18 protein-coding genes are annotated in these 21,102 nt (G+C 53.8%); 5 read left to right on the forward strand and 13 right to left on the reverse strand.

All coding sequences use genetic code 11. The features are described from left to right. The first annotated feature begins 498 nt into the window (after positions 1 to 498). Together SFC07_RS12665 and SFC07_RS12670 are read left to right on the forward strand one after the other, a co-directional pair. Positions 499 to 1,260 carry a glycerophosphodiester phosphodiesterase gene (locus tag SFC07_RS12665; protein WP_411208673.1) on the forward strand — a complete coding sequence of 254 codons (762 nt, stop codon included), beginning with the start codon at positions 499 to 501 and terminating at the stop codon, positions 1,258 to 1,260. Further along, positions 1,244 to 2,158, forward strand: a complete 915-nt coding sequence (locus SFC07_RS12670) for a DUF5926 family protein (RefSeq protein WP_411208674.1) — start codon at positions 1,244 to 1,246, stop codon at positions 2,156 to 2,158. Before SFC07_RS12665 ends, SFC07_RS12670 begins: the two co-directional genes overlap by 17 nt. A 65-nt stretch (positions 2,159 to 2,223) precedes the next feature. On the opposite strand, the gene SFC07_RS12675 is transcribed toward SFC07_RS12670, so the two are convergent. From SFC07_RS12675 to SFC07_RS12720, 10 genes are all read right to left on the reverse strand, one after another. Next, positions 2,224 to 3,432, reverse strand: coding sequence for a DUF3500 domain-containing protein (locus tag SFC07_RS12675; protein WP_411208675.1), 1,209 nt, complete (start codon positions 3,430 to 3,432; stop codon positions 2,224 to 2,226). A 341-nt stretch (positions 3,433 to 3,773) separates the two neighbouring features. Then, on the reverse strand, positions 3,774 to 4,088 hold the full coding sequence (locus tag SFC07_RS12680; RefSeq protein ID WP_411208676.1) for a hypothetical protein: 315 nt from the start codon (positions 4,086 to 4,088) through the stop codon (positions 3,774 to 3,776). Positions 4,089 to 4,265: 177 nt separating this feature from the next. Further along, positions 4,266 to 5,510, reverse strand: coding sequence for an LCP family protein (locus SFC07_RS12685; protein WP_411208677.1), 1,245 nt, complete (start codon positions 5,508 to 5,510; stop codon positions 4,266 to 4,268). A 29-nt stretch (positions 5,511 to 5,539) separates the two neighbouring features. After that, positions 5,540 to 6,436 carry a class C sortase gene (locus SFC07_RS12690; protein WP_411208678.1) on the reverse strand — a complete coding sequence of 299 codons (897 nt, stop codon included), beginning with the start codon at positions 6,434 to 6,436 and terminating at the stop codon, positions 5,540 to 5,542. Positions 6,437 to 6,439: 3 nt separating this feature from the next. Beyond that, positions 6,440 to 9,385 carry a choice-of-anchor G family protein gene (locus SFC07_RS12695; RefSeq protein ID WP_411208679.1) on the reverse strand — a complete coding sequence of 982 codons (2,946 nt, stop codon included), beginning with the start codon at positions 9,383 to 9,385 and terminating at the stop codon, positions 6,440 to 6,442. Then, complete coding sequence (locus SFC07_RS12700; protein ID WP_411208680.1) at positions 9,375 to 10,544, reverse strand: isopeptide-forming domain-containing fimbrial protein; 1,170 nt, start codon at positions 10,542 to 10,544, stop codon at positions 9,375 to 9,377. Before SFC07_RS12700 ends, SFC07_RS12695 begins: the two co-directional genes overlap by 11 nt. After that, positions 10,541 to 11,416: a class C sortase gene (locus SFC07_RS12705; RefSeq protein WP_411208681.1), complete on the reverse strand. Its 876-nt coding sequence runs from the start codon at positions 11,414 to 11,416 to the stop codon at positions 10,541 to 10,543. Before SFC07_RS12705 ends, SFC07_RS12700 begins: the two co-directional genes overlap by 4 nt. Positions 11,417 to 11,530: 114 nt before the next feature. Continuing rightward, complete coding sequence (locus tag SFC07_RS12710) at positions 11,531 to 13,114, reverse strand: SpaH/EbpB family LPXTG-anchored major pilin (protein ID WP_411208682.1); 1,584 nt, start codon at positions 13,112 to 13,114, stop codon at positions 11,531 to 11,533. 446 nt (positions 13,115 to 13,560) lie between these two features. Next, positions 13,561 to 14,277, reverse strand: coding sequence for a CPBP family intramembrane glutamic endopeptidase (locus tag SFC07_RS12715; RefSeq protein ID WP_411208700.1), 717 nt, complete (start codon positions 14,275 to 14,277; stop codon positions 13,561 to 13,563). Between the two features lie 38 nt (positions 14,278 to 14,315). Continuing rightward, on the reverse strand, positions 14,316 to 15,455 hold the full coding sequence (locus tag SFC07_RS12720; protein WP_411208683.1) for an amidase: 1,140 nt from the start codon (positions 15,453 to 15,455) through the stop codon (positions 14,316 to 14,318). 39 nt (positions 15,456 to 15,494) lie between these two features. On the opposite strand from SFC07_RS12720, the gene pheA reads away from it, so the two are divergent. Both pheA and SFC07_RS12730 read left to right on the forward strand, forming a co-directional pair. Further along, positions 15,495 to 16,439 (forward strand): prephenate dehydratase, encoded by a 945-nt coding sequence (gene pheA / locus SFC07_RS12725; protein ID WP_411208684.1) that lies wholly within the window; start codon positions 15,495 to 15,497, stop codon positions 16,437 to 16,439. A gap of 8 nt (positions 16,440 to 16,447) precedes the next feature. Further along, positions 16,448 to 17,116, forward strand: a complete 669-nt coding sequence (locus SFC07_RS12730) for a histidine phosphatase family protein (RefSeq protein WP_411208685.1) — start codon at positions 16,448 to 16,450, stop codon at positions 17,114 to 17,116. A gap of 52 nt (positions 17,117 to 17,168) precedes the next feature. Here the strand turns inward: SFC07_RS12730 and SFC07_RS12735 are convergent, their stop codons facing one another. Genes SFC07_RS12735 through SFC07_RS12745 form a run of 3 tightly spaced genes read right to left on the reverse strand, consistent with a single transcriptional unit; the run spans position 17,169 to position 19,497 of the window. After that, positions 17,169 to 17,513 carry a metallopeptidase family protein gene (locus SFC07_RS12735; protein WP_411208686.1) on the reverse strand — a complete coding sequence of 115 codons (345 nt, stop codon included), beginning with the start codon at positions 17,511 to 17,513 and terminating at the stop codon, positions 17,169 to 17,171. Continuing rightward, the gene (locus tag SFC07_RS12740; RefSeq protein WP_411208687.1) at positions 17,510 to 18,637 is read right to left on the reverse strand and encodes a septum formation family protein; all 1,128 of its coding nucleotides are present in this window, start codon (positions 18,635 to 18,637) and stop codon (positions 17,510 to 17,512) included. The genes SFC07_RS12735 and SFC07_RS12740 overlap by 4 nt, the downstream gene beginning before the upstream one ends. A gap of 35 nt (positions 18,638 to 18,672) precedes the next feature. Further along, positions 18,673 to 19,497: a GntR family transcriptional regulator gene (locus SFC07_RS12745; RefSeq protein WP_411208688.1), complete on the reverse strand. Its 825-nt coding sequence runs from the start codon at positions 19,495 to 19,497 to the stop codon at positions 18,673 to 18,675. A 331-nt stretch (positions 19,498 to 19,828) separates the two neighbouring features. On the opposite strand from SFC07_RS12745, the gene serS reads away from it, so the two are divergent. Next, positions 19,829 to 21,088 (forward strand): serine--tRNA ligase, encoded by a 1,260-nt coding sequence (serS, locus tag SFC07_RS12750; RefSeq protein WP_411208689.1) that lies wholly within the window; start codon positions 19,829 to 19,831, stop codon positions 21,086 to 21,088. The last annotated feature ends 14 nt before the right edge of the window (positions 21,089 to 21,102 follow it).

Below are 21,102 nucleotides of genomic sequence, written 5' to 3' on the forward strand. Positions count from 1 at the left end.
CTGCTCTGCAACGTTTGTAGCTGGGAGGAATGGCCGCCAGTCCACCCTCCCTGCAGGTCTCGCGATCACACACTCGAAAGGGGTCAAAAGTTCTCGAATTCACTAGTTCTTTCGAGTGCGTGATTTCGAGAACCTCAATAACCTGCCACTCCTCCGCCCCTTTCAAAGATTCCGAATTCAGCAATCCGAATTCATGCGAAAAACCCCGAATTCAGTAGTCTTTTCGAATTACTGAATTCGAGGTTCTACCAGCTCACAGCACGTCAGTAGCCAATGCCACAACTGAAGTTGTTCAAGCCAAGAGCTCCCCATAATCGGTCAGGGAAACCATCAAATAACCGCACTCATCACTGTGATACCCACCACAAAAACCCAAGGAAAGTGCACTTTCCACCCCAACCTGCAAAAGATAGCAATTGGGTGAATACTTAAGGGGAGGAAAACCTCGCTGGCCAAACTCGGACCGTATCGGCCCAAGGCGTAGGAGAGACGTGACCCATGAAAATCATCGCGCACCGAGGATTGTCATCTCGCTTCCCGGAATTGACGGAATCAGCATTTCGGGCTGCTCTGGAACTGCCCATTCACGGCATTGAGACGGATGTCCGGCTCAGTAAATGTGGCGAGGTTGTCAATATTCATGATCCCATCGTGGACCGCGTATCGGATGGTTTTGGCCGGGTCTCCAAGCTCACCCTCGAGCAGCTGCTAGAGCTTAACTTCGGCAGCAAAGAGGCTCCGCAAAAGGTGCTTACCCTCAATAATCTGCTGGATATCCTCGAAGAATATCCCGATAAGCACCTCTATATTGAGACCAAACACCCGTTGCGTTATGCCATCATGCTGGAAGAGGAAGTCACCAAGATTCTGCGCTACCGCGGCCTGGAAAAAGATCCGCGGATTCACATTATTTCTTTTGCCCTGCCCGCCATTCACCGCATGTCTCGCCTGGCCCCTGAGCTGAACCGCATTCATTTGCGCAGGTCCTGGGAACGCTGGGGCAATCCGCGTGACCTGCGCTGCAGCACCCCCACCGGCCTGGGCATATCTATTGAGCGCGCCAAGATGGATCCCAAATTAATTGGGGCCAAGGGTTTGCCCACTTATTTGTTTACGGTGGATAAGCAAAAAGATATGCAGTGGGCGCTGGATCATGGGGTGGATACGCTGGCCACCAATTATCCTGAGCGTGCCGTGGAGCTTTTGAAGGCAGCACCACAGTCTCCCATGTACGCTAATGCGCATGGCAAAGAAGAATAAGAAGAATGAACAACTGCCCGACGGCATGAGTCGTCGGCAAGCAAAACTGGCAGCCCGTGCTGCTGAGCGCGCCGCCCTGGACCGCGAACCTCGCCCATTTGCGGGCCTTGAGATGGAAGCACAGCTGGTTGCACTGCAGGAATTCATTCCTTCCGCAACCGCCCCCATCACCCTTGCTGGCACCGACCGCAAGGTAACCCTGTGCACCGTGCTGCCGGGCGCCGCTGCCGCGCTGGTCCGCGATGAGGCCTACGGCGGCGAGGCTTTTGTGGCTTTGCAGCAGGCCGTACGCTCCAACAATCCAGGCAAAGACCTGGCCTTTGCCCTCAACTGGGTTAAAAACGCCGAGGCCGGTCAGTCCTTGGCCACCGCGACGGCTGACGGTTCCCAGCCCGCATTGTCCGAGCTTCTCGACGCCTCCCTCACCCTGGACATTGCCGCTCACCAAGACTTCAACTGGTGGTTGGCTGAAAATGACAATGTCTCCCCCGAGGTTGCCCAGCACATGCAGGCAGCTAATGAGTCCATCTTGCCTTCCTTCGAGGTTGAAGCAGATGTTCCAGGTGCTGTGTGGTGGGTTAACCCAGGAGGCAAGGCTCATATCCGTTGGGTCCGCACTGAGGACGAGGGCGCATTGCTTAACGCTTTGGCCCGCATCGCAGCTCGTGATGAGCTGAAGTTGGGTGCAGAAACCAAGTTCGCCGGTGCTTTCCGCACCCACGGCATTGTGGTTCCTGTGTGGGATCTCGACACCGAGCGTCCATACACTGACTACAAGACTGATGTGGAAGCACTCAACCAGAAGATCACCGCTGAGCTGGACAATGATGCGCAGCTTAATGCTGATGAGCGTCGCCAGCTGGAGAACATTAAGTCCCGTCAGGTGACTATTCGCTAAGAAAAGCCCAAAGGCCTGTGTGCGGTTCATCAATACTGAACCACACACAGGCCTTTATTGTGCCTTTAGGCAGCTGGGGCGCCACCGGTCATATCGCCGGCGCCGGGGCCGCCACTCATGCTGGCTTCACCCTGGGTAACAGAGTTGGCGTAGTCATTGGTGGGGTCGCGGTAGATGGTATGGATATGGCCCCAACCTGCGGTTACAACACCACTGATGTCAGCACCGGCAGAACCATTCTGGTTGGCAAACTCGATGTAGACCTTTGGACCACTGATTTGGAAGTAGATGCCTTCACCGGTGGTCATGTCATAGGTGGTTGCACCAGACCAGTTGATGTAGGTGTCATCCAAAGTTTCGCTGATGGCAGCAAGTTCTTCGGTGGTGGTTTCAGTATCGGCGAGACCAGCCCAGTTGGAAATCAGCTCCAACAGTAGATCCTTTTGCTCATCGGTGAGGTCAGATCCCTTGAGACCAGTGCCGGTTGGGTAATCACAGGTGCCACCTGGGGCACAGACCATTGTTGCCACTTCTTCGCCCTGGTAGAGGGAGGCGATCTGCTCTTCAGTGAGACTGTTGTAGAAGTTGAAGGCATCTTCGTAGGTATCGTCGAAGGCGCTTACAGTTTCGCCGTCACTATTTACCCATTCAGCTGGCTGGACGCCGAGGTGGGTCGGGGCGAAGGTGATGTCACCGCCGGAGAAGGTGGCGTTGATGCCGATGTGGTGGCCACCGAACTGTAGGGTCCAATCGTCAGAGGTGGAAGGGGTTCCATAGAAGGCGATGTAGTACTGGCCTAGGGAATCCTCAGAGGAGGTACTGGCGTCATTGAGGTACTGATCGCCGGCCATGATGTCCTCGATCTGCTGGTAGGCGTCCTCGTTGAGTAGGGACTTGAGCACGTTGAGGGCTGCGGCTTGCTGTTCTTCGGTGAGGTCGTTGAGGTTCAGGCCCGCGCGCTCGACGAAAGTGACTGGGAAGTTGGACCAGGTTACGGACTTATTTTCATCATCGTAGTCATAGAGCAGGGTTTCTTGCTGCTCGGTGCTCAAGGTGGCGATGAACGCTTCAGCTGCTGCGGTGGTATCGGCAATGGTGCCGACGGTGGTGTCAGAATCCGAGGTGCTTGTCGAAGCATCGGAGGCGGTGGATACGGAGGTTGCGGTGGTTGAAGAGGTCGCTGCTGCGGTATCTGCAGTGGAGGAACAACCAACGAGGGCAACGGAGCCGAGCAGGAAGCTGGCAATCACGGTGGGAATGAATTTCTGGCGCATGAGCAATACTTTAAAGCGCTTCTATGGGTGGAAATTGGAAGCTTGTAGAGTAGTAACTATGCAATTCCAGAAAGCTTGCTAGATACTTACTGAATACTTCCTGTTAGCGTTGAGCTGCGGTGATACTGTTTCCATCCGCGGAACGAGCGCCCATTGGAATAAGCAGCACATTAAAAAGCCTGCGGTGTAGTTCTGTACTGAACTGCACCGCAGGCTTAAAAGCTATGCGCCAAGGTTTTAAATTGTTTTGAGTTGAGTGGGCCTAAATGGGGCTGGCGGAGGTAAGCGACGCGCCCTAGAAGTATCTAGTACTGCCCGATTCAGGGCAAGTGCACTAAAACCTAGGTGTTAAAAAGGCTAAGGCTCGCCTCGGCGCTCGCTTCATCTTCTGCCTTGAAGTCATAAAGCAAAGTGTTCTGCTTTGCTACATCTAAAGCAGTGGCGGAGGATTCCGCATCCTCAGGGGCGGCGGGGTTGACCTCTATTTCAGTTGCGTAATCGGAGTCACCTTCTGATGAGGTGTAGGTCGGGGCCGAGGTCATCATTGAGGAGACCGTAGGTGCGGAGGTTGCAGTAGAGGTGGAACAACCAACAAGGGCGACCGAGCCGAGCAAGATGCCGGCGATCGCGGAGGGGATAAGTTTCTTCTGACGCATGAGAACTACAATAAAGCGCCAACTTTAGTGGAACGTGGGCGGTAGTTTTCAAGCTTCTAGGGAAGTGAATACTGTTCCCTAGAAGCTAACTGGCCACTTCCTGTGAGCGTTGAGCTGGGGGATTAAGCGGCGCTCCGCCTCAACCGCCGTAGGCGCCCACCGAGCCCCAAGAGCCAACTACCTCATCTGCTCAAACAGCGCCTCAGAACCAGCATCATCCCAAATAGCCACATTGCCCACGTCATAGTCCTCAAAGTAAGCAATGGGAATGGTCTCTGTTTTCACTCCGCGCATGGCCATCACCAGTCGAACCATGTGCCACACGTGATCGCCTTTGCCCACGCTAAAAGTGCTCACCGCATTGCTGATCATGGGGAAGAGTCGGAAAGGATTCAGCAGGGTAGCAGGCGAAGTTGCAGTACTTAGCAGTGCCGCAAAGAACTCGCGCTGACGCACCACGCGATCCAAATCGCCCATGGCAGTGGCGCGGGTACGCACATAACCCAGCGCCGTCGCCCCATCAAATTCCTGACAACCGGCTTGAATATCCAGGTTGGCCAGCGGATCTTGAATCGGTTCCGCCGGGCACATTTCCACGCCGCCCACGGAATCAACCATATTGGCCAGACCACCCATGCCGATTTCCGCATAGTGATCAATGCGCAGCCCAGTAGATTCCTCCACGGTTTGCGCCAGTAGCGCAGGCCCGCCGATGCTAAAGGCCGCATTGACCTTATCCATGCCCCAACCAGGGATATTTACATAAGAGTCGCGCGGAATAGACATCAACGTGGACTGCCCGGTGGTGGGAATATGCAGCAGCATGATCGTATCGGTGCGTCCCACACCAATATCACCACCGGTGCCCAGCCGCGCAATGTCCTCTTCGCTCAAACCTTGACGGGAATCCGAACCCACCAGCAGCCAGTTGGTGCCGGCGGTATTGCCAATCTGCTCCGCCGGAGTGGCGTCCACGCGGTTGAGCTGCGAATCCGCCCACAGCGCCACCACCAGACTCAGCACCAACACCGCAGCAAGCAGCAGCCCAATTGAGCCCAGGCAGCCACGGGGCTTAAAGTTCAGCGCTTTTCGACGCCGCCCGCCACCCGTAGGTGGCACCGGTGGGTTGGCGATAATCGGTGTCTGGGGGCGCACATGCCCAATTTGCCCAGGCTGCTGCGGTACATACTGCTGCCGGGGTGGGGTCTGGCGCGGTGGGGGAGTTTGCCTCGGCGGTGTTTGCCGAGGCGTACCCTGCTTGAAAACGCGGGTTTCATTAACCGGTGGTGGCGGTTGTTGGCGGGGTGCCCGCTGGGGGTTCGGGCGCTGTGGTTGACGCGCTCGAACCGGTCGACCAAAGCGGTCGAGAATGGGGCGGCCCTGACTATCCCGGGCGAAATCGCCTTGTCCTGGTGAATCCATGCTTAATACAGTAGTGCCTTAACAAGGGGCTAGGCATTAACAAGCTCTGCAGCAGCCTCTTCTTTTCGGCGTTTGCGGCCGCGCAGTGATGACCACAGTGCGATCAAAATAATCAGACCAATAATCGCCAGGTCCAGCTTCATCCACCAGGACAACTGCAGGGTCCAGCCCGGGGAAACCTCATCCTCAGCAATCGGGGTGTAGTCACGCACAGCAGTAACCAGCAAACGATCGGAGTTGATGCCATAAGGGGTGCAGGTAATCAAGATGAGTTTATCCACACCCGCTTCATAGGTAACAGCATCGTAGTTTTCCGGCTTTACCACCTGCGAACCAGTCATGCGGTAACGAAGTTTTTCACCCAGCACACTGATGTAGACCGGCTGGCCTTCTTTTAATTTGCCCAGGTTATCGAACATACTCGCATTAACCATGCCGGTATGAGCGGTAATCACCGAGGTAGAACTCTCATCACCAATGGGCAGATCAGAGTTATACATATGGCCTGCGCCACGGTAGAGCACACCATCAGTAGTGCCGTGATAAACAGGCAAATCCACACCAATATCAGGGATCTGAATGCGAGACATAGTCGAGGCCTGATCACTGGTTAGAATCTGCTGCTTATAGTCCTGATAGGCAGGATCTGCCGGATCTTCCTTCTTTACCGGATGATCAGTGGCCCACAAATTGGCGTTATAATCCTCAGCTCGTTGGCGAAGCTCCTCAATAATTTCCGGAGTAGCAGCCTGATTAATCTCTTCCTCATACCTGCGCGCTGCTTCACTATTTTGATAGTCCGCCAAGACTGTCGCCACAATCGGATAAAACAGAATTAGCAAACTAATAATAAGCAGGATCAGGGAAGCAATGCGGGAACCTTTACCCGCACTACTTCGAGGAGCTTCTTTACGATGCCTGGACATTTCCTACTGCCTCCGGCTGCGGACAAACAAGATCACAGCACCAATAGCCGCCAGCACGCCCAGCCCCAAAACCCATACCAAGGTGGTGCGACCAGTTTCTGGAAGCATTGCCTCAAAATCGACATTCACTGGATCAGGGAAGGTATTGGTGACCTTCAGCTGGATTGCCGGGGTAGTGGCGCTATCTACCGTCAAACCGAGATTTGCAAGAAAATCACCTGCAGTTGAATAGGTTCCATCATTTGTATTGGTCAGGGCAGTTGCTGGGCTGGCAATAGCCCAGGAAACTACTGGTCCGCCATTAGCCGGTGCTGCAGCTTTTTCACGAATCTGGATAGAAGTGTTTGTTACGGTAGCTTCATTAATAGCAATGAGCGGAACATTTTCAATCGTGAAGGATTGGCCATTGTCGATCGTGGCTGTTTTCCAGTTAGTGCCATCAGTGGAATATTCAAACTCATAAGGACCTGTTGGTCCGCCGTTAACAACTTCTTTGGTCACCACAATGTCGCGGGTGTCAATCTCGTAAGCATGGACGATATTAATCTTTTGCGGGTCAGTATCTACAGTGATGTCTGCTCTCGTGCCAGAATCTCCCCGGATAGCAAATTTCAGCGAGTGTTGTTTCCACTTATCACCTACGGCGGTAGTGCTCAATCCACCGAGATTTGTCAGCGTTGCCCAGGTGTTGATGGGGTATTGGGCATTGTTTAAGACATCAGAGACGTAAAGCCCATTACTATCCGTATCCAAGAAATAGGTATAAGGAGTACGGGTAGCCGTATCGCCAGTTGGACGGAGACCTGCATACTCTTCAGTAGTAAGTGACGGGTTGGTAGAGACCTCACAAACCGCTCCTACCGGTAGCTGAGCCTCAATGTTGATTTCGGTGGAGGTTGTGGCACCTACTAGGGCTAGAGAGTTGGAGTTGTAAGTGAAATTCGTTCCAACATTCCCCGAAGGGTAGCTGATCTTGTTAGCGTTTATCTTCTCCAGAATTGTCAGATTATCAACCTTGCAGCTGAGATTATAGGAATATCCACCGCTGTGGAGGTTTCTACCGTCACCAGTTTTGGCGACATTGAAAGTGAGCTTTTGCTGAACCCAATGCTGAGCCATAACCGAAGATGTGGCTAAAGGAAGATGCACCACATCGGAGCTTGGGGTATTCAGATCAACGACATTTACTTCGAGCGCGGAGACCGTAAAGACATTTCCGTGGGCTACTTTGGTGAGAAACTGTCGGTTGACAACCAAATTGGCGAGCGGTGCCAACACACCATCGAGCACTGGATCAAGCGTATCTAAGAGTGGCTCGACAACCACAGTTTGCAAGTTACCGAGAACTCCTCCGAGGAGACCTCCGGGATTAGTTCCAGTACCGAAAAGCAGACCTTCAATTAGAGTTCCGACGTCACCTAGCAATTGGACGATCAATGGTCCTGTAAGTCCAAGTATGGAGCCCTTACTGAAGTAGTAGTCATAGGGAGCTGCAAGGTAGATAGCCTCAGTTGAAGCTTTCTGGATGTTGGGATTAAGTAGTCCGCCTAGAGTAGTTTTTATTGTGACTTCAGTAAGCGAGGTGCAGGTAAGTGCACAGAGAGTAAGATCCACTTTAGTTCCATACAAGCCACCTCTTTTATTTTCTCCTCTTAAGACTTTATCGAGGCGGGCATTCAGTCCATTGGGCTCTTCTTCTTTTGAAGCTGTGAGCAAGTTCGTAATAGTATCGGTAATTTCTGATATCTCACCTGCTGTGAGCAAAGAGGTGTTTGGAGCAAGATTATTCAGGTTTCCGGCATGAAGTTTTTCTACATCAATTGAAATTTCTCCAGTTCCAAGATTGATTGAAACTAATCCTGTGGAATCTGATAAAGGCGCTGAAACTAACGCACTTGTAATACTTGCGGTGGGAACGTCGACAGTCGCATTTACTGTGCCTAGTAGACTCAGCACAGTTCCCAAGAGAGGAATCTCTTCGAGGAATTCTAAAAGACCACCGGCTCCCAGCGTACTGTTTAGAGTTGTTTCTACGCCTTCAAGTAGTCCATTCAGAGTGCTCTGCAGCGTAGTAACCAAACCACCCACGAGCGGTGCATCAATAACAACCTTTGCATCTGCAATTTGGTATTTGCTGCAAAGTTTTCCATTTTCTTCATCAGCAAGCGAAGCCATCTCTGTGCCAACTAATGTATCGGAAGCAGGAAAATTTTGGTTATCAAATTGAGTGTATCCAGTCGTACATGTTTCTCCTGCACCCCAGTTTGGCTTTTCTGCCGCAGAACTCACTGCCCCAAGGGAAATGGATGCTTCGTCAATAATTCCTTGAGTGATGTTGCCATTGCTGAGGCTCAACAAGCTAAGCAAATCAATCGTGGCATTAGCACCTGCACCTGGCTGAGTTAATCCAAGCGCACCAGAATCGCTCACAACGCCAACCGAGCCGATAGCTTTATTCGCAGATGGAGCATGGGCAAATTCTCGAGCTACACCCAAAGAAGCATCAGAAAGCACGAACTGAAGTAGGCCACCATTACCGACCAAGGGAAGCTGGATACTTCCGAGGTTAAGATAAATTGACTCTAATAGTTGGAGATCAAGAGTGGAAGTTTTTGCTGCCTGGCCTTCGTTAACAAGGGTCTGCCACTGCTGGTTGGCTCCATTTAATTCTGCAACGGTAAGTGCTCTGCCATTTTGTCCAACTTTGAGATATCCGGCAAGCAAGCGCAGATCCAAAAGTCCGCCATAACCATAGGAATAGGCATCTTGTAGATAGTTCTTAATCGGGTCATAAGGGCTTGCAGTCTGAGCCTTTGCCGGCGCAGGGGAAATTGCGCCAGCTATAAGAACCATACTCAACACCAGTGCAATAATCCGCGAAACTTTAGCTCTAAACATTTTGACCTCGTTGTGTGAGAAGAAACTAAGGGATGGAAATTTAGGTTTCATTGGAAGGTCTCCTCCACAAGATGAAGATGCCAAGGGCTGCGAAAATGACGCCGAGGATGGTTAGTGCGATGACGCTGGCGCCGGTGGTGGCGAGGGAGCGTCCTGAAGCATCGGTACCGCTGCCGGGGCCTCCTGCGGCACCCAGGGCGGTGGTGGAGTCGGGTCGAGTCGGGGTCTGGGAAAGTGCGCTAGATGCGCGGGTGCTGGTGGGATCGGAAGGATCTCGGGGGGTCGTTATCACCGGGGTTGTCAAGCGCACCCGCAGCGCGACAGAGTTGGAAGGAATATTGTTTCCGGCGTTCTCTGGGAAACCATCGGGATAGTAGTAGCCGATGTTGGTCAGCTCTGCACCATCAGCCAAGTCATTCGAGGCTGTGACACCGATGGTGAAACGAATCGTCAGATCGAGGTGCTGGGCGTGATCGGCCGCCAACTGCGCCAACGCCGCCTCCGTTAATCGCAAAACAACCTCCTGATCTGCAGAAACAGAGATGGAGTAATCATTACCCTCGCGCAGCGTGGAATTAAGCGTTAAAGAACGCTTTTCGACGCGGTGCTCACCGTTGTAGCTAAGTCCCGCTGGCAGGGGGTCCTTGATTACCAGGCGGTAGAGCTTGCCTTCCGCATCTGGGATGGGAACAACGGCATCGAGAACATAGTTGAAGCTTTGACCAGGGCGAAGCGTGCTGGTGTTGGCACTCTTGATGATGTTGATGGGCTGAATCTTTGGCTGGCCCACCAGATCATAAACAGCGCCCTCGGAGCCGTTATAAGGAATAGTGACAAAAAATGGGGCCGTGACAGAACGGGAAATATCTCCTACGCGGCTGGGGTTTTCCCGAACCAAGTAGGAGCCAAGGGGAAGGTTGGTAAAGCGGGCAACGCCGCGCTCGCCTTCGGCGGTGGTGCGCGCGAACAGGGGCGCGTCGAGAAGCACCTCGCCTTTGATGGCTTGTTCGACGGTGATCGTACTGAGGTCCGGGCTCTCGCTGAGGCGGTTGATTTGGAACTCGATACCGCTTAGTGATTGCCCCGGGGTGTCAAAGGAGCTGGCCTCTTTGAACAGCGTAATTGCCCCGGAGTCGCGGGTTTGGGCATGTGCGGCTGTGGGCATAAGCAGCACGATGAAGGCGATGAAAATCAGGAAAACCCGTTTCATTGGGGGCCTCTCAGTCGTCGAAGAATCCACACGAAGGTGATAATGATGATCACTGCGCTTAAGCCCACTGCCAGGAGAATCCAGGGTTGAACTTTGAGAGCAGGTTCTGCGGGGAGCTCGGCACCAAAAACTCTTTCGCCGGTAACCACCAGGCGGTGAGAATTGATGCCATAAGGAGTGCAGGTAATGAGGGTGAGGAGATCCTTGTTGGGATCAACTCGGAGGGATTCGGTGTTATCAGGCAAAACGGTGGCGATGCTGGTGACGCGGTAGGTCAAGGTTTCACCGAGAACATCCACGGCAATCAGATCACCTCGGGAAACATCAATGAGGTTGTCAAAAAGACTGGCGGTGCTAATACCCGTGTGGCCGGTAAGCGCAGCATGGGTTCCCACACCACCAACCGGAAGATCAGTGCCATAAAGATGGCCAACACCTTGAGCGAGGGTGAGCTCATCAGTGCCGTGATACACCGGAAGATCAATATCGACCGCGGGCACTCGCACCCGGGCCATGGTGGGTAAAATATTTAGTTCTTCGAGGTAGCTTTGGTATTCCGCAGTGTTGTGATCGGTGGTGCTATTCCATGGATCTTGAGCCTGTGGAGCCGGTGCCAGGGCATTCCACGCCTGGGCGCTTTCCCATTCGGCAGTGCGCTCGGCTGCTTCCTGCTGGAGGATCTCAGCTGAATACGCGCGAGCCGCTTGGGTTTGCTGCCAATTGTGGTACTGCGTGGACATCACCGGAGCGAGCAGCAAGGTGAGTCCGATGACAACAAGCACAATGGGCGCCACAACAAAGCGCAGCTTGTACCCAAGCGAGCTGGTCTGTGCAGACGCAGGCCTGGGAGCTGGAAATGTGTGAACGCCCATGGTGGCTACTTAACTGTTGAACGGTCTTCGCGCGACCTGCCTTGGAGACTGGTCGCGCGAAGCTGATTTGGTGTTATTCCCGCAGGTTGAGCACTAAATCAGGGGTGGAAATTATTAGTTGGTCTTGCGTGCGCGGTTTCCGCGAACTGCGACGGCACCGCCGGCAGCTGCAACGACAACACCAGCAGCGATCAAAGACATGGTGCCGTTACCGCCGGTCTCAGGGAGGTTGACGATGTCGTCATTCTTGATGTTCTTGATGTTGGCGACCATTGCATAGTTGGCTGCAGATGGAGTGGTTGCATTGGAGTAGGTGTTAACCGGAATTGGCTCAGGATTCAGGTTGTAGCCTGCAGGAGCTTTGGTCTCAACGAGGCAGGTGGTTGAGGTTCCAGCAGTTGCTGCACCATTTTCGAAGTTAAATGTTTGCACACCGTAGATAGTTGCGATACCAGTGCTGAAGTTAGTGCTGAAGCTGGTAACAGGAGTGGTTGGCAGCTCACCTGCGGTGTCTATAGCTGGGTCGGTGATCACTGGGAGTGCAGAGCCGGTAACGGTCCACTTTCCGCTTACAAGGGAGCAGCGCCAGAGCTCGAAGGTTGCTGAAGCTTGGCCATCGGTACCTGTAATTGCTGCTGGAGTAGCAGCAGAATCTTGCTTGGTTACGGTGAGTGAAGAGAGACGGGTTTCAGTACCTGGGTAAGGATCGGTGGGACTAGTTGCGGTGTTGATGGTGCTATTAGGGTAGCGGACAATAGCGTCGTTGGAGATCACACCATCACCTGGCAGAGCGATGACAGTGGCGTCAAAAGAGACATTTAGTGTCAGGCCAGAATCGCCGTTTCGCAGGGTATTGAGGTCATTCAGGCCCTGTCCTGTGAGAGTTACCTTGAGGTCATTACCAGTGTGGGTAACGGTGTAATCCCCGCCCAAGCCAGTTCCTAAATCTTCACTCAATGTACGGTCGTTTGCACCACCGGTACTGGTCGTGGTAACGACGATATTCTTTGCCGCGCTCAGCTCTGCTGGCAGTGGATCCTCAATTACAAGACTGGTGAGATCCTCGGCTGGAATCGAGGCAGAAATGGTGTAGGAGAGGTCCGTACCGAGCCTTACTCCGGAGTCAGTAACGTTCTTTTCTACACTGACGGTCTGGTTCTTTGGCTGCACAGTCTGGTCATAATCCCAGTTATTACCTGATTGATTGGTGAAAGGCACAGTCACGATGAATGGAGCGGAAACAGTGTAACCGCTAGGTGCAGTTTCAGTAACCAGGTAAGCGCCGACGGTGAAATCTGCATCAATGGCTGTAGAAATGGTCGCAGTGCCATTGATAGTGGTTAGGGTCCATGCGTCGTCAATGTCAGTAGAAACTGCAGGCAGGGTGGTAGGCAACGCAGCCTGCTTTGTTGCAACTTCTTGCCAACCAGCAAGAGTGTTTAGCTGATTGGTGAGGGTGATCTTTTTAACTGTGAAGATGGACTGGAGGGGTGTGTTACCAGTTGTTGCACCAGGCTCGCCAGCAAACTTGTTGATGGTCAGGGAGACATCTGCGTCAAGATCAACAGTTGATGCATCTCCAGCAGAGATGGCAACCTGAGCACCAGCAACTGGTGCAACGATGGGGGCTCCTGCGACGGTGAAACCAAGAGCAAGGCTGAGGACTGCTGCGGAAATCCGCTTGTGATTCTTCTTCATGGCGTTCCTAAGTTCGAGGGGAATGGCGCCGCATTGGGATTTCCGTAGAAGTGATAGCTCATGCATTCACATCGGCTAAACCTATCGGCACGTCGTTTTAACGAACAAAAGTTACGCTATCAGCTCTGCGTTAATTGAAAACATTCGCAGACAATAATTAATTATTTTATTAAGTTTTCAGCTTTTTCGAATGTATCAACCTGCGTTTATGAGTAAATAATAAGAAAAAGGGGTTAGTGATGGGGGTGATTTAACTGGGTAAATAACTCGGTTTTCACCAAATATTGGTGAATTTGTGTCCAAAAAGTGAGAAAAGCGACATTATTCAACCATTGGCCGTATTATCCGCAGATTAACTACCTTTGGGAATGATCATGTTTTCCTGTAAATTTAGCAGGTTATTTTTATGAGGTTTAACCTATTTATATACCTTTATAAAGTGAGGCTTACAAACCCAACCAACTTAAATTTCCACCTATGGCGGAATAGCCCACAAAGGCCACGGCGTCGATAAGGAAATGAGCAATAACCAAGGGCCAAATTTTTTCGGTTCGATAATAAAAATAGGCAAAGACAATTCCCATGATGATATTGCCAAAACCGGCGGAAACTCCCTGGTAAAGGTGGTAGGAACCGCGCAACACGGCAGAAGCTGCAATGATCTCGACGGTACCCCAGTGCAGTTGTCTAAGACGTGTGGATAGCCACAACACCACCACAATTTCTTCACCAAAAGCATTGGCAGCAGACCACAGCAAGAGTACTGGAATCTCCCACCAACTGCTTAAAGTTGTGGGGACTACCTCTTTGGAGAGCCCTAAGTGCACGGCTGTGACATAGAAGATTAGCCCAGGTATTCCAATAAGTGCGGCGAGTCCTGCGCCCCAGCCGACATCGCGAAGCTGCGCCATCTTAAAAGGCTGGCTCAATAGATAAATTGCTAAAGCTCCCCAGCCAAAGAGCACACCTGCGGAACATAACTGCAGGGCCAGGTCCAACCAGGTGGAATCAGCCATAGAAGAATTAAGCGCCACGGTTTGTTCATTAAGGGCTACCGGGGAGAGGAGATCATCAATAAGCCGCAATAAAGAGCGCAATCCGCTCATGCCAAAGGTGATGGCCAAAACAATGGCAATCTCCACCTGCACCTGCTTAGCAGACATTGCGGGAGCAGAGGGAAGAGCGGGAACAGCAGGAATACTCATCCTTCGGCCTCCTCAAGAACCGTGGCCAAGCCTAAAATATCGGCATTATCAGCACGAATAGCGCCTAAATGAATACCCACCCCGTCCACCGGCACGCTAATGGCTGCACCGCCGGTCATATTAAAAAGTGTGGCCCAGGGCGTCCACTGGGTTTGGGTCAAAAAATCCTGTTCTGGGCCAAGCGCAGAAAAATACCCAATCGGTGGTGGCATAAAAGCCAAGGTGGGTGTGAGTAATACATCAATATCCCAGGCCTCCAGCACATGCTCGCGCACCGAATCAAAGGCCTGCACACAGTTCCCGCGCTGCTCGCTGGATAAACCACGGCCCTGTTCCACCAGCCAATTCACCAGCGCACTTCTGGGCTGGGTGATCGCCGCAGACTTCATCATCAACACCTCCGTATAAGCCTCAAAAGCCCAGGCGCCATAGGGAAGGGGCACAGAAACCACCTCATGGCCAGCACGTTCCAAAAGATGTGCCACCGCTTCCACGGTCTCTATAAACGCCCCGTGCACCGAGGATGCAGCATGAATAGGGTCACCCAGCACGCCAATTCTTAAACGGCGTCGCCGGGGTTGGAGGGCATAAAGCCGCGCCTGGGTTGCTACATCACGGGTGATAAAACCCTGCGTAGCAGGGTTGCCGCCACGGGAATCATGGGCGGGTTTAAAACCCACCAGCCCACAGGCTGCAGCCGGAACCCGGATGGAACCGCCACCATCTGAGGCATGGGCCGCGTCGACAAGCGTCCGAGCAACCGCAACCGCCGCCCCACCTGAGGAACCGCCCGGGGTGTGGCCAGGGAGCAGCGGATTTTCCGGGGCCGCCATGCCCACTGGCTCACAATAAGCTGTCATGCCCAGCTCACTGGTCTGGGTTTTACCAGCAATAATGGCGCCGCGGTCAATGAGTTGCTGAATAAAAGGGTCCGTGGTCTGCGCCACCGTGCGCCGCGCCGAATTACCAAAAGTGGTGGGCATCCCGGCAACATCATTGAGATCCTTGGCCGGAATAATCATCCCATGCAGCGGGCCAACCCCGTGGCCAGCAGTAATATGCGGATCAAACCACGCAAAACCGTGTTCGGCAGGGGTGAGCGTGGCCAGGCGGGCAGAAAGTTGGGCAACGGACATGAACACCCACCATAGTGGCGCGGGTTAAGCTGTGTAACCATGAGTGACGCACAGACAGTTGTGGCCTATTTGGGGCCAGCAGGAACCTTTACCGAAGCTGCCCTATATAAATTTGCCGACGCCGGCGTTTTTGGCCCGCACCCCATTAGCGCCCTGCCGCTCAACTCCCCCCAACAAGCTGTCGACGCCGTGAGCGAAGGCACCGCCGCCTTTGCTGTGGTGGCCATTGAAAACTTTGTGGACGGCCCCGTCACCCCCACCTTCGACGCCCTTGACCAGGGCTCTTCCGTGCAAATCATTGCCGAAGAGGAGCTTGACATTGCGTTTTCCATCATGGTGCAAAAAGGAAAAACGCTTCTCGACGTAAAAACGCTCGCAACACATCCGGTCGGCTATCAGCAGGTAAAAAACTGGATGGCGCAGCATCTGCCCGCCGCACATTATGTACCTGCAAGTTCTAATGCGGCTGCCGCCCAAATGGTGGCCGAGGGTGAGGTTGATGCAGCAGCGGCACCAGAAAGAGCAGCTGCACTTTTTGGTCTCGAGTGCCTAGCCGATGATGTTGCCGATGTGCGCGGTGCACGAACCCGCTTTGTAGCTGTACAAGCCCGCACCGCGGTACCCGCCCCCACCGGACATGACCGCACCTCCGTGGTGTTCTCCCTGCCCAATGTTTCCGGCAGCTTGGTAACCGCACTTAATGAATTTGCCATCCGCGGCGTGGACTTAACCCGCATTGAATCCCGGCCCACCCGCAAGGTGTTTGGCACCTACCGCTTCCACCTGGATATCGCCGGCCATATTCAAGACATCCCCGTGGCCGAAGCTCTGCGCGCGCTTTATCTCCACGCCGAAGACCTCGTCTTTTTGGGTTCTTGGCCGTCCAACCGCAGTGAAGATAGCGCGCCGGGTGATGATCAACTGGCTAGACTGCGAAAAGCAGATGAATGGGTGCGCGCAGCGACCGCAGGAAAGGAGCTCTAAGAAAAGCCATGGCCGGAAGAATTATTTTGCTCAGGCACGGGCAAACCCACAACAACGTCAAGCACCTGCTAGATACTCGCCCGCCGGGTGCGGAGCTTACTGAACTCGGCCGCCAACAAGCCTTGGATGTGGGCGCGGAACTTGCCGACTACTCCGGTGAACGCCTGGCTCATGTGTATAGCTCTATTGTGCTGCGCGCCCAGCAAACCGCGGTGCTTGCCACCTCCACCTTTGAAAAAGCCCGCGAGCTACCTGCCGGAACTGTGCCCCTGGATGTGGTTTCAGGCATTCATGAGATCAACGTTGGCGAATTTGAGATGCGTGGTGATGAACAAGCGCATATGCACTATTCCTCCGCTCTCAACGGCTGGTTGCACGGGGATCCTTCAGCTGCACTGCCAGGTGGCGAAACCTATAAGGACGTGCTCAACCGCTACCAGCCCACCCTGGACCGGATTATGGACAGCCATGATCTTGATGAAGACCGCGATGTGGCCATTGTGAGCCACGGCGCCGTAATCCGCATTGTGGCCACCCATGCCTCTGGTGTTGATCCCAGCTTTGCTTTTAACACCTACCTGGGCAATTGCCGATATGTGGTGCTAGAACCCAATGGCAAGAGTTTTGGCCAGTGGGATGTGGTGCACTGGACTGGGAGCCCGCTGCCACAGCTTTAGGGCTTGGCTTTAGGGTTTTGGCTCGGCTTTAGACTGAGTTTTAGGCTGAGTTTTAGGCGTAGCCGAGGCGGTGGAGGTCCTCCTCATCCAGCCCAAAATAATGGCCGATCTCATGCAATACCGTCACCCGTACCTGCTCAATGAGCTGCTCTTCAGAATTGCAGTAGCTCTTAATAGCGCCGCGGTAGATGGTGATGGAATCAGGAAGTCCATCGTGGTTAAAGGTGCGTTCCGGAAGTGCCACGCCATGATAAAGCCCCAGGATATAGGGGGAGCGTGGGTTGAAATCTTCAATGAGGAAGACCACATTGCGCAGATTATCCAAAAACTTCTGCGGGATTTGGTCTAGTGCTAAATCGACGAGTTCCTCAAAGCGCTCATCGCTGACCTCAATCATGGGGTATTGGCCTCAACCGGGGCTGCAACTGTTACCGGTGCTGCAGCAGTATCAGTGGAGGAATCGCGCAATGGATCACGCGCTGGCTGTGGCGGTGGCACCTCGCCATTAATGGTAAAGCCCGTCAGCGCAGAACCATTAAGGGTATTGAAGGTGTCCTCACCGGTGGTAGATGGAGACATCAAATAGCAGTTCACACTATGCGAGCCACCCAACCAGGAGTTGGAAGTAATTGTAGGCCAGAACATCTGCAGGGTGGACTGGTACACAGCCTCTTCGGTGCCTAAGTAGTCAATGGCTGCCTGGGTGCAGGTGGTGCCAAGGAAATTGTTCTGCTCATCGGTGCTGGGCACGCCCTGGGGGAATGGCACTCCGAGATTCACCGTGGAAACAGCTTCCAGGTGGTGGTCTTCGCCGCAATCAACTTCCTTGAACTCTGCAGAAGACTCCACTCGAATACAGGCACCAGCAGCAAAAACTCGGGCTTGATCATTGGCAGCAACAGGTCCAACCGTAATTTGTGGGGTACCAGAAGCATCAGTTGCTTGGAGTCCACACAACATTGTCCTATCGCCCGCAGCCCAGGCATCCGCCGGTGGCAAAATTGGGGCGATGGTGTAGCGACCGGAAGGATCAAAACGGCCGTTGAGATAAGCCAAGGTGGGGGCCTGGCAGAGCTCTTCACGCAATTGCGCCTGGCGGGTTAGGTTTGGTGGCTGCGCATCCGGGCCAAATTCCGAGCTGGGGTAGGTGGCAAGGTTTTCGCGCTCAGAGATTTCAAAGCGGTGTTCTTGATCGCAACTGACCTGCTCAAAGCCAGTGACCTGGCCATTATCATTGACCTCCCAGGTGGCACATTGTCCCACATCAGCGGTGGTAAATGAGGCCACTACCGTGGTGGTGGCAGCACTTGAGGGGGCGGTGGCGGTGGCATTGGTGGAGGGGCCAGAGCCAGAATCTTGAGAATTATAGGAGTACATGCCAACTGCCGCCGTGGCCGCCAAAGCAGCAACGAGCAGTGTGTTCGCAGCAGCTGCCGTACGGAAGCTGCTGCCCCGGGCACGTTTCTGTGGTGCCAGCGGTTCACCCTGTGGTGACTTTGAATTGTCAGTGAACGTACTCATGATTGACACCATCATGCCACGCATTCGCCTTTAAGTCAGAGATCTTCGGAGCGTGTGACCAAGGTTTTCAAAGAATAACGGTCAGTTCTATATAAAGAAACGCACCATTCCACGGGCTTTCCCCCGGAAACGGATTGGCGCAAAATCTGCAATAAAGGGGCACCGGGGGTGACGTCGAGAAGCTTTGCCGTCTCCTCGTCGGCCGCTACGGCCGTGACGGTCTGCTCGGCCTGGGTCACTGGAACCCCATAAATCCGGTCCAGGATGGAATAGACCGAGTTATACACATCATTTTCCAGCAGGTCTGGTGCATAAACCGAGTTGTACCAGCCATTATCAATGGCATAGGGGCGACCATTTCCCAGGCGCAAACGCTTTAAGGTGATGTGCTGGGTGCCTCTTTCGGTGCCAAAAAAGTCTGAAATTTCATCCGGTGCAGGGCCGCGGGAAGAACTTAGAATCTTGCTGGTAGCGCTGAGATTTTGGGCGGCCATCTCGGCGGAAAAAGATGCCAGGTGCAGGCGGGAAACCAGGGGAGAGTGCGCTACAAAGGTGCCTTTGCCTCGGGCTCTTTTCAGGCGACCAGAGGCTACGAGGTCCCCGATGGCGCGGCGCACGGTGATGCGGCTAACCCCATATTCTTCTTCCAGCACGCGCTCGCCCGGCAACATATCCCCAGGTTGTAGCTGGGTGGTGCATAGCTCCTCGAGGATTTCGCGCAGCTGCTGGTGCTTGGGCACGTCCGGATCATTGAGGATGCGGTGCGGCAACTGCGCCGTGGGGGTTGCGGTTGCATCATGGTGTGAAACCCCATGGGAATCGGTGGGGGTTCCGTCCTGGTTGAGGGCTTCCTTAGGCATACTGACACTCTAGCCCATCTGGTCATAACCAGGCCCGGCCTTGAGCTGTGACCTTTCCCAAAAATTTGAGCTACCCCCGCCCACGTGCCAAAAACCCAAAACAGCCACACCCATTGCCCACCCGCGAACCCACCCCGTGCTCCACCCTTTTGTGGGCAGCTGTCCGGGCTGTAACCGTGGCAGCGGAGAGGAGCCTCCGGGCCTTCAACGGCGGTTGAAGGCAAGCCGAAGGCGGAGCCGCGCAAAAATCCCCCAGAAATAATTCAGAAATTCTGAAGACTGCGCCAGCCTAACTCTCCACGCAGCGGGCGCGCACGGTAGATTAATCTTTATGATCGATCTGAAATTCCTCCGTGATAATCCGGACGTTGTTCGTGCCTCGCAGATCACCCGCGGGGAAGACCCTGCACTTGTAGATCAGCTGATTAGTGCTGATGAAGCTCGGCGTGAAGCTATTAAAATCGCCGATGATCTGCGTGCAGAGCACAAAGCATTTGGAAAGAAGATCGGGCAGGCCTCTCCAGAGGAACGCCCCGCACTGCTTGAGAACTCCAATGACCTCAAGGCACGTGTAAAGGAAGCAGAAGAAGCACAGGCCGCAGCCGATGAGGCTGTTAACGCCCTGCAGATGAAGCTTTCCAACGTAGTCAGCGGTGCACCTGCTGGTGGCGAAGATGACTTCATCGTTTTGGAGACCATCGGCGAGCCTCGCACCTTTGACTTTGAGCCTAAAGACCACCTGGAGCTCGGCGAGTCCCTGGGCCTGATTGATATGAAGCGTGGCACCAAGGTTTCTGGTGCTCGTTTCTACTACCTCACCGGTGACGGTGCCATGCTGCAGCTGGGCATGTTGATGCTCGCTGCACAGAAGGCTCGTGAAGCTGGCTTCACCATGATGATCCCACCAGTGTTGGTGCGTCCAGAGATCATGGCTGGCACCGGCTTCTTGGGTGCACACTCCGAGGAGATTTACTACCTCGAGCGTGATGATATGTATCTGGTTGGTACCTCTGAGGTGGCCTTGGCTGGTTACCACAAGGATGAAATCATTGACTTAAGCAACGGTCCTGTGAAGTACGCCGGCTGGAGCTCCTGCTTCCGCCGTGAAGCTGGTTCCTATGGCAAGGACACCCGTGGCATTTTGCGTGTGCACCAGTTCGACAAGGTCGAGATGTTTGTCTACTGCAAGCCTGAAGAGGCTGAGGATGTGCACCAGCAGTTGCTGCAGATGGAAAAGGATATGCTCGCAGCAGTCGGCGTTCCTTATCGCGTAATCGATGTTGCCGGTGGTGACCTCGGCTCCTCTGCTGCTCGTAAATTTGATACCGAGGCATGGGTTCCAACCCAGGAGACCTACCGCGAGCTAACCTCTACCTCCAACTGCACCACCTTCCAGGCACGTCGTCTGCAGACCCGTTACCGCGATGAAAATGGCAAGCCACAGATGGCTGCAACCCTCAACGGCACCCTGGCGACCACTCGTTGGCTGGTGGCAATTTTGGAGAACAATCAGCAGGCCGATGGCTCTGTCATCGTGCCTGAGGCTCTGCGCCCATTCGTGGGCAAGGATGTTTTGAAGCCAGTTAAGTAGGCGGATTTTTATGG

This window comes from Corynebacterium callunae (assembly GCF_046592015.1).
Lineage (GTDB): Bacteria > Actinomycetota > Actinomycetes > Mycobacteriales > Mycobacteriaceae > Corynebacterium > Corynebacterium callunae_A.

Excerpts from the sequence above, each read along its gene's own strand:
- SFC07_RS12685 (WP_411208677.1), bottom strand. The coding sequence starts at position 5,510 with ATGGATTCACCAGGACAAGGCGATTTCGCCCGGGATAGTCAGGGCCGC.
- SFC07_RS12740 (WP_411208687.1), bottom strand. The coding sequence starts at position 18,637 with ATGAGTACGTTCACTGACAATTCAAAGTCACCACAGGGTGAACCGCTG.
- SFC07_RS12720 (WP_411208683.1), bottom strand. The coding sequence starts at position 15,455 with ATGTCCGTTGCCCAACTTTCTGCCCGCCTGGCCACGCTCACCCCTGCC.
- SFC07_RS12710 (WP_411208682.1), bottom strand. The coding sequence starts at position 13,114 with ATGAAGAAGAATCACAAGCGGATTTCCGCAGCAGTCCTCAGCCTTGCT.
- SFC07_RS12675 (WP_411208675.1), bottom strand. The coding sequence starts at position 3,432 with ATGCGCCAGAAATTCATTCCCACCGTGATTGCCAGCTTCCTGCTCGGC.
- SFC07_RS12670 (WP_411208674.1), top strand. The coding sequence starts at position 1,244 with ATGGCAAAGAAGAATAAGAAGAATGAACAACTGCCCGACGGCATGAGT.
- SFC07_RS12745 (WP_411208688.1), bottom strand. The coding sequence starts at position 19,497 with ATGCCTAAGGAAGCCCTCAACCAGGACGGAACCCCCACCGATTCCCAT.
- SFC07_RS12715 (WP_411208700.1), bottom strand. The coding sequence starts at position 14,277 with ATGTCTGCTAAGCAGGTGCAGGTGGAGATTGCCATTGTTTTGGCCATC.
- SFC07_RS12735 (WP_411208686.1), bottom strand. The coding sequence starts at position 17,513 with ATGATTGAGGTCAGCGATGAGCGCTTTGAGGAACTCGTCGATTTAGCA.
- pheA (WP_411208684.1), top strand. The coding sequence starts at position 15,495 with ATGAGTGACGCACAGACAGTTGTGGCCTATTTGGGGCCAGCAGGAACC.
- SFC07_RS12690 (WP_411208678.1), bottom strand. The coding sequence starts at position 6,436 with ATGTCCAGGCATCGTAAAGAAGCTCCTCGAAGTAGTGCGGGTAAAGGT.
- SFC07_RS12680 (WP_411208676.1), bottom strand. The coding sequence starts at position 4,088 with ATGCGTCAGAAGAAACTTATCCCCTCCGCGATCGCCGGCATCTTGCTC.
- SFC07_RS12695 (WP_411208679.1), bottom strand. The coding sequence starts at position 9,385 with ATGAAACCTAAATTTCCATCCCTTAGTTTCTTCTCACACAACGAGGTC.
- SFC07_RS12705 (WP_411208681.1), bottom strand. The coding sequence starts at position 11,416 with ATGGGCGTTCACACATTTCCAGCTCCCAGGCCTGCGTCTGCACAGACC.
- SFC07_RS12730 (WP_411208685.1), top strand. The coding sequence starts at position 16,448 with ATGGCCGGAAGAATTATTTTGCTCAGGCACGGGCAAACCCACAACAAC.
- serS (WP_411208689.1), top strand. The coding sequence starts at position 19,829 with ATGATCGATCTGAAATTCCTCCGTGATAATCCGGACGTTGTTCGTGCC.
- SFC07_RS12665 (WP_411208673.1), top strand. The coding sequence starts at position 499 with ATGAAAATCATCGCGCACCGAGGATTGTCATCTCGCTTCCCGGAATTG.
- SFC07_RS12700 (WP_411208680.1), bottom strand. The coding sequence starts at position 10,544 with ATGAAACGGGTTTTCCTGATTTTCATCGCCTTCATCGTGCTGCTTATG.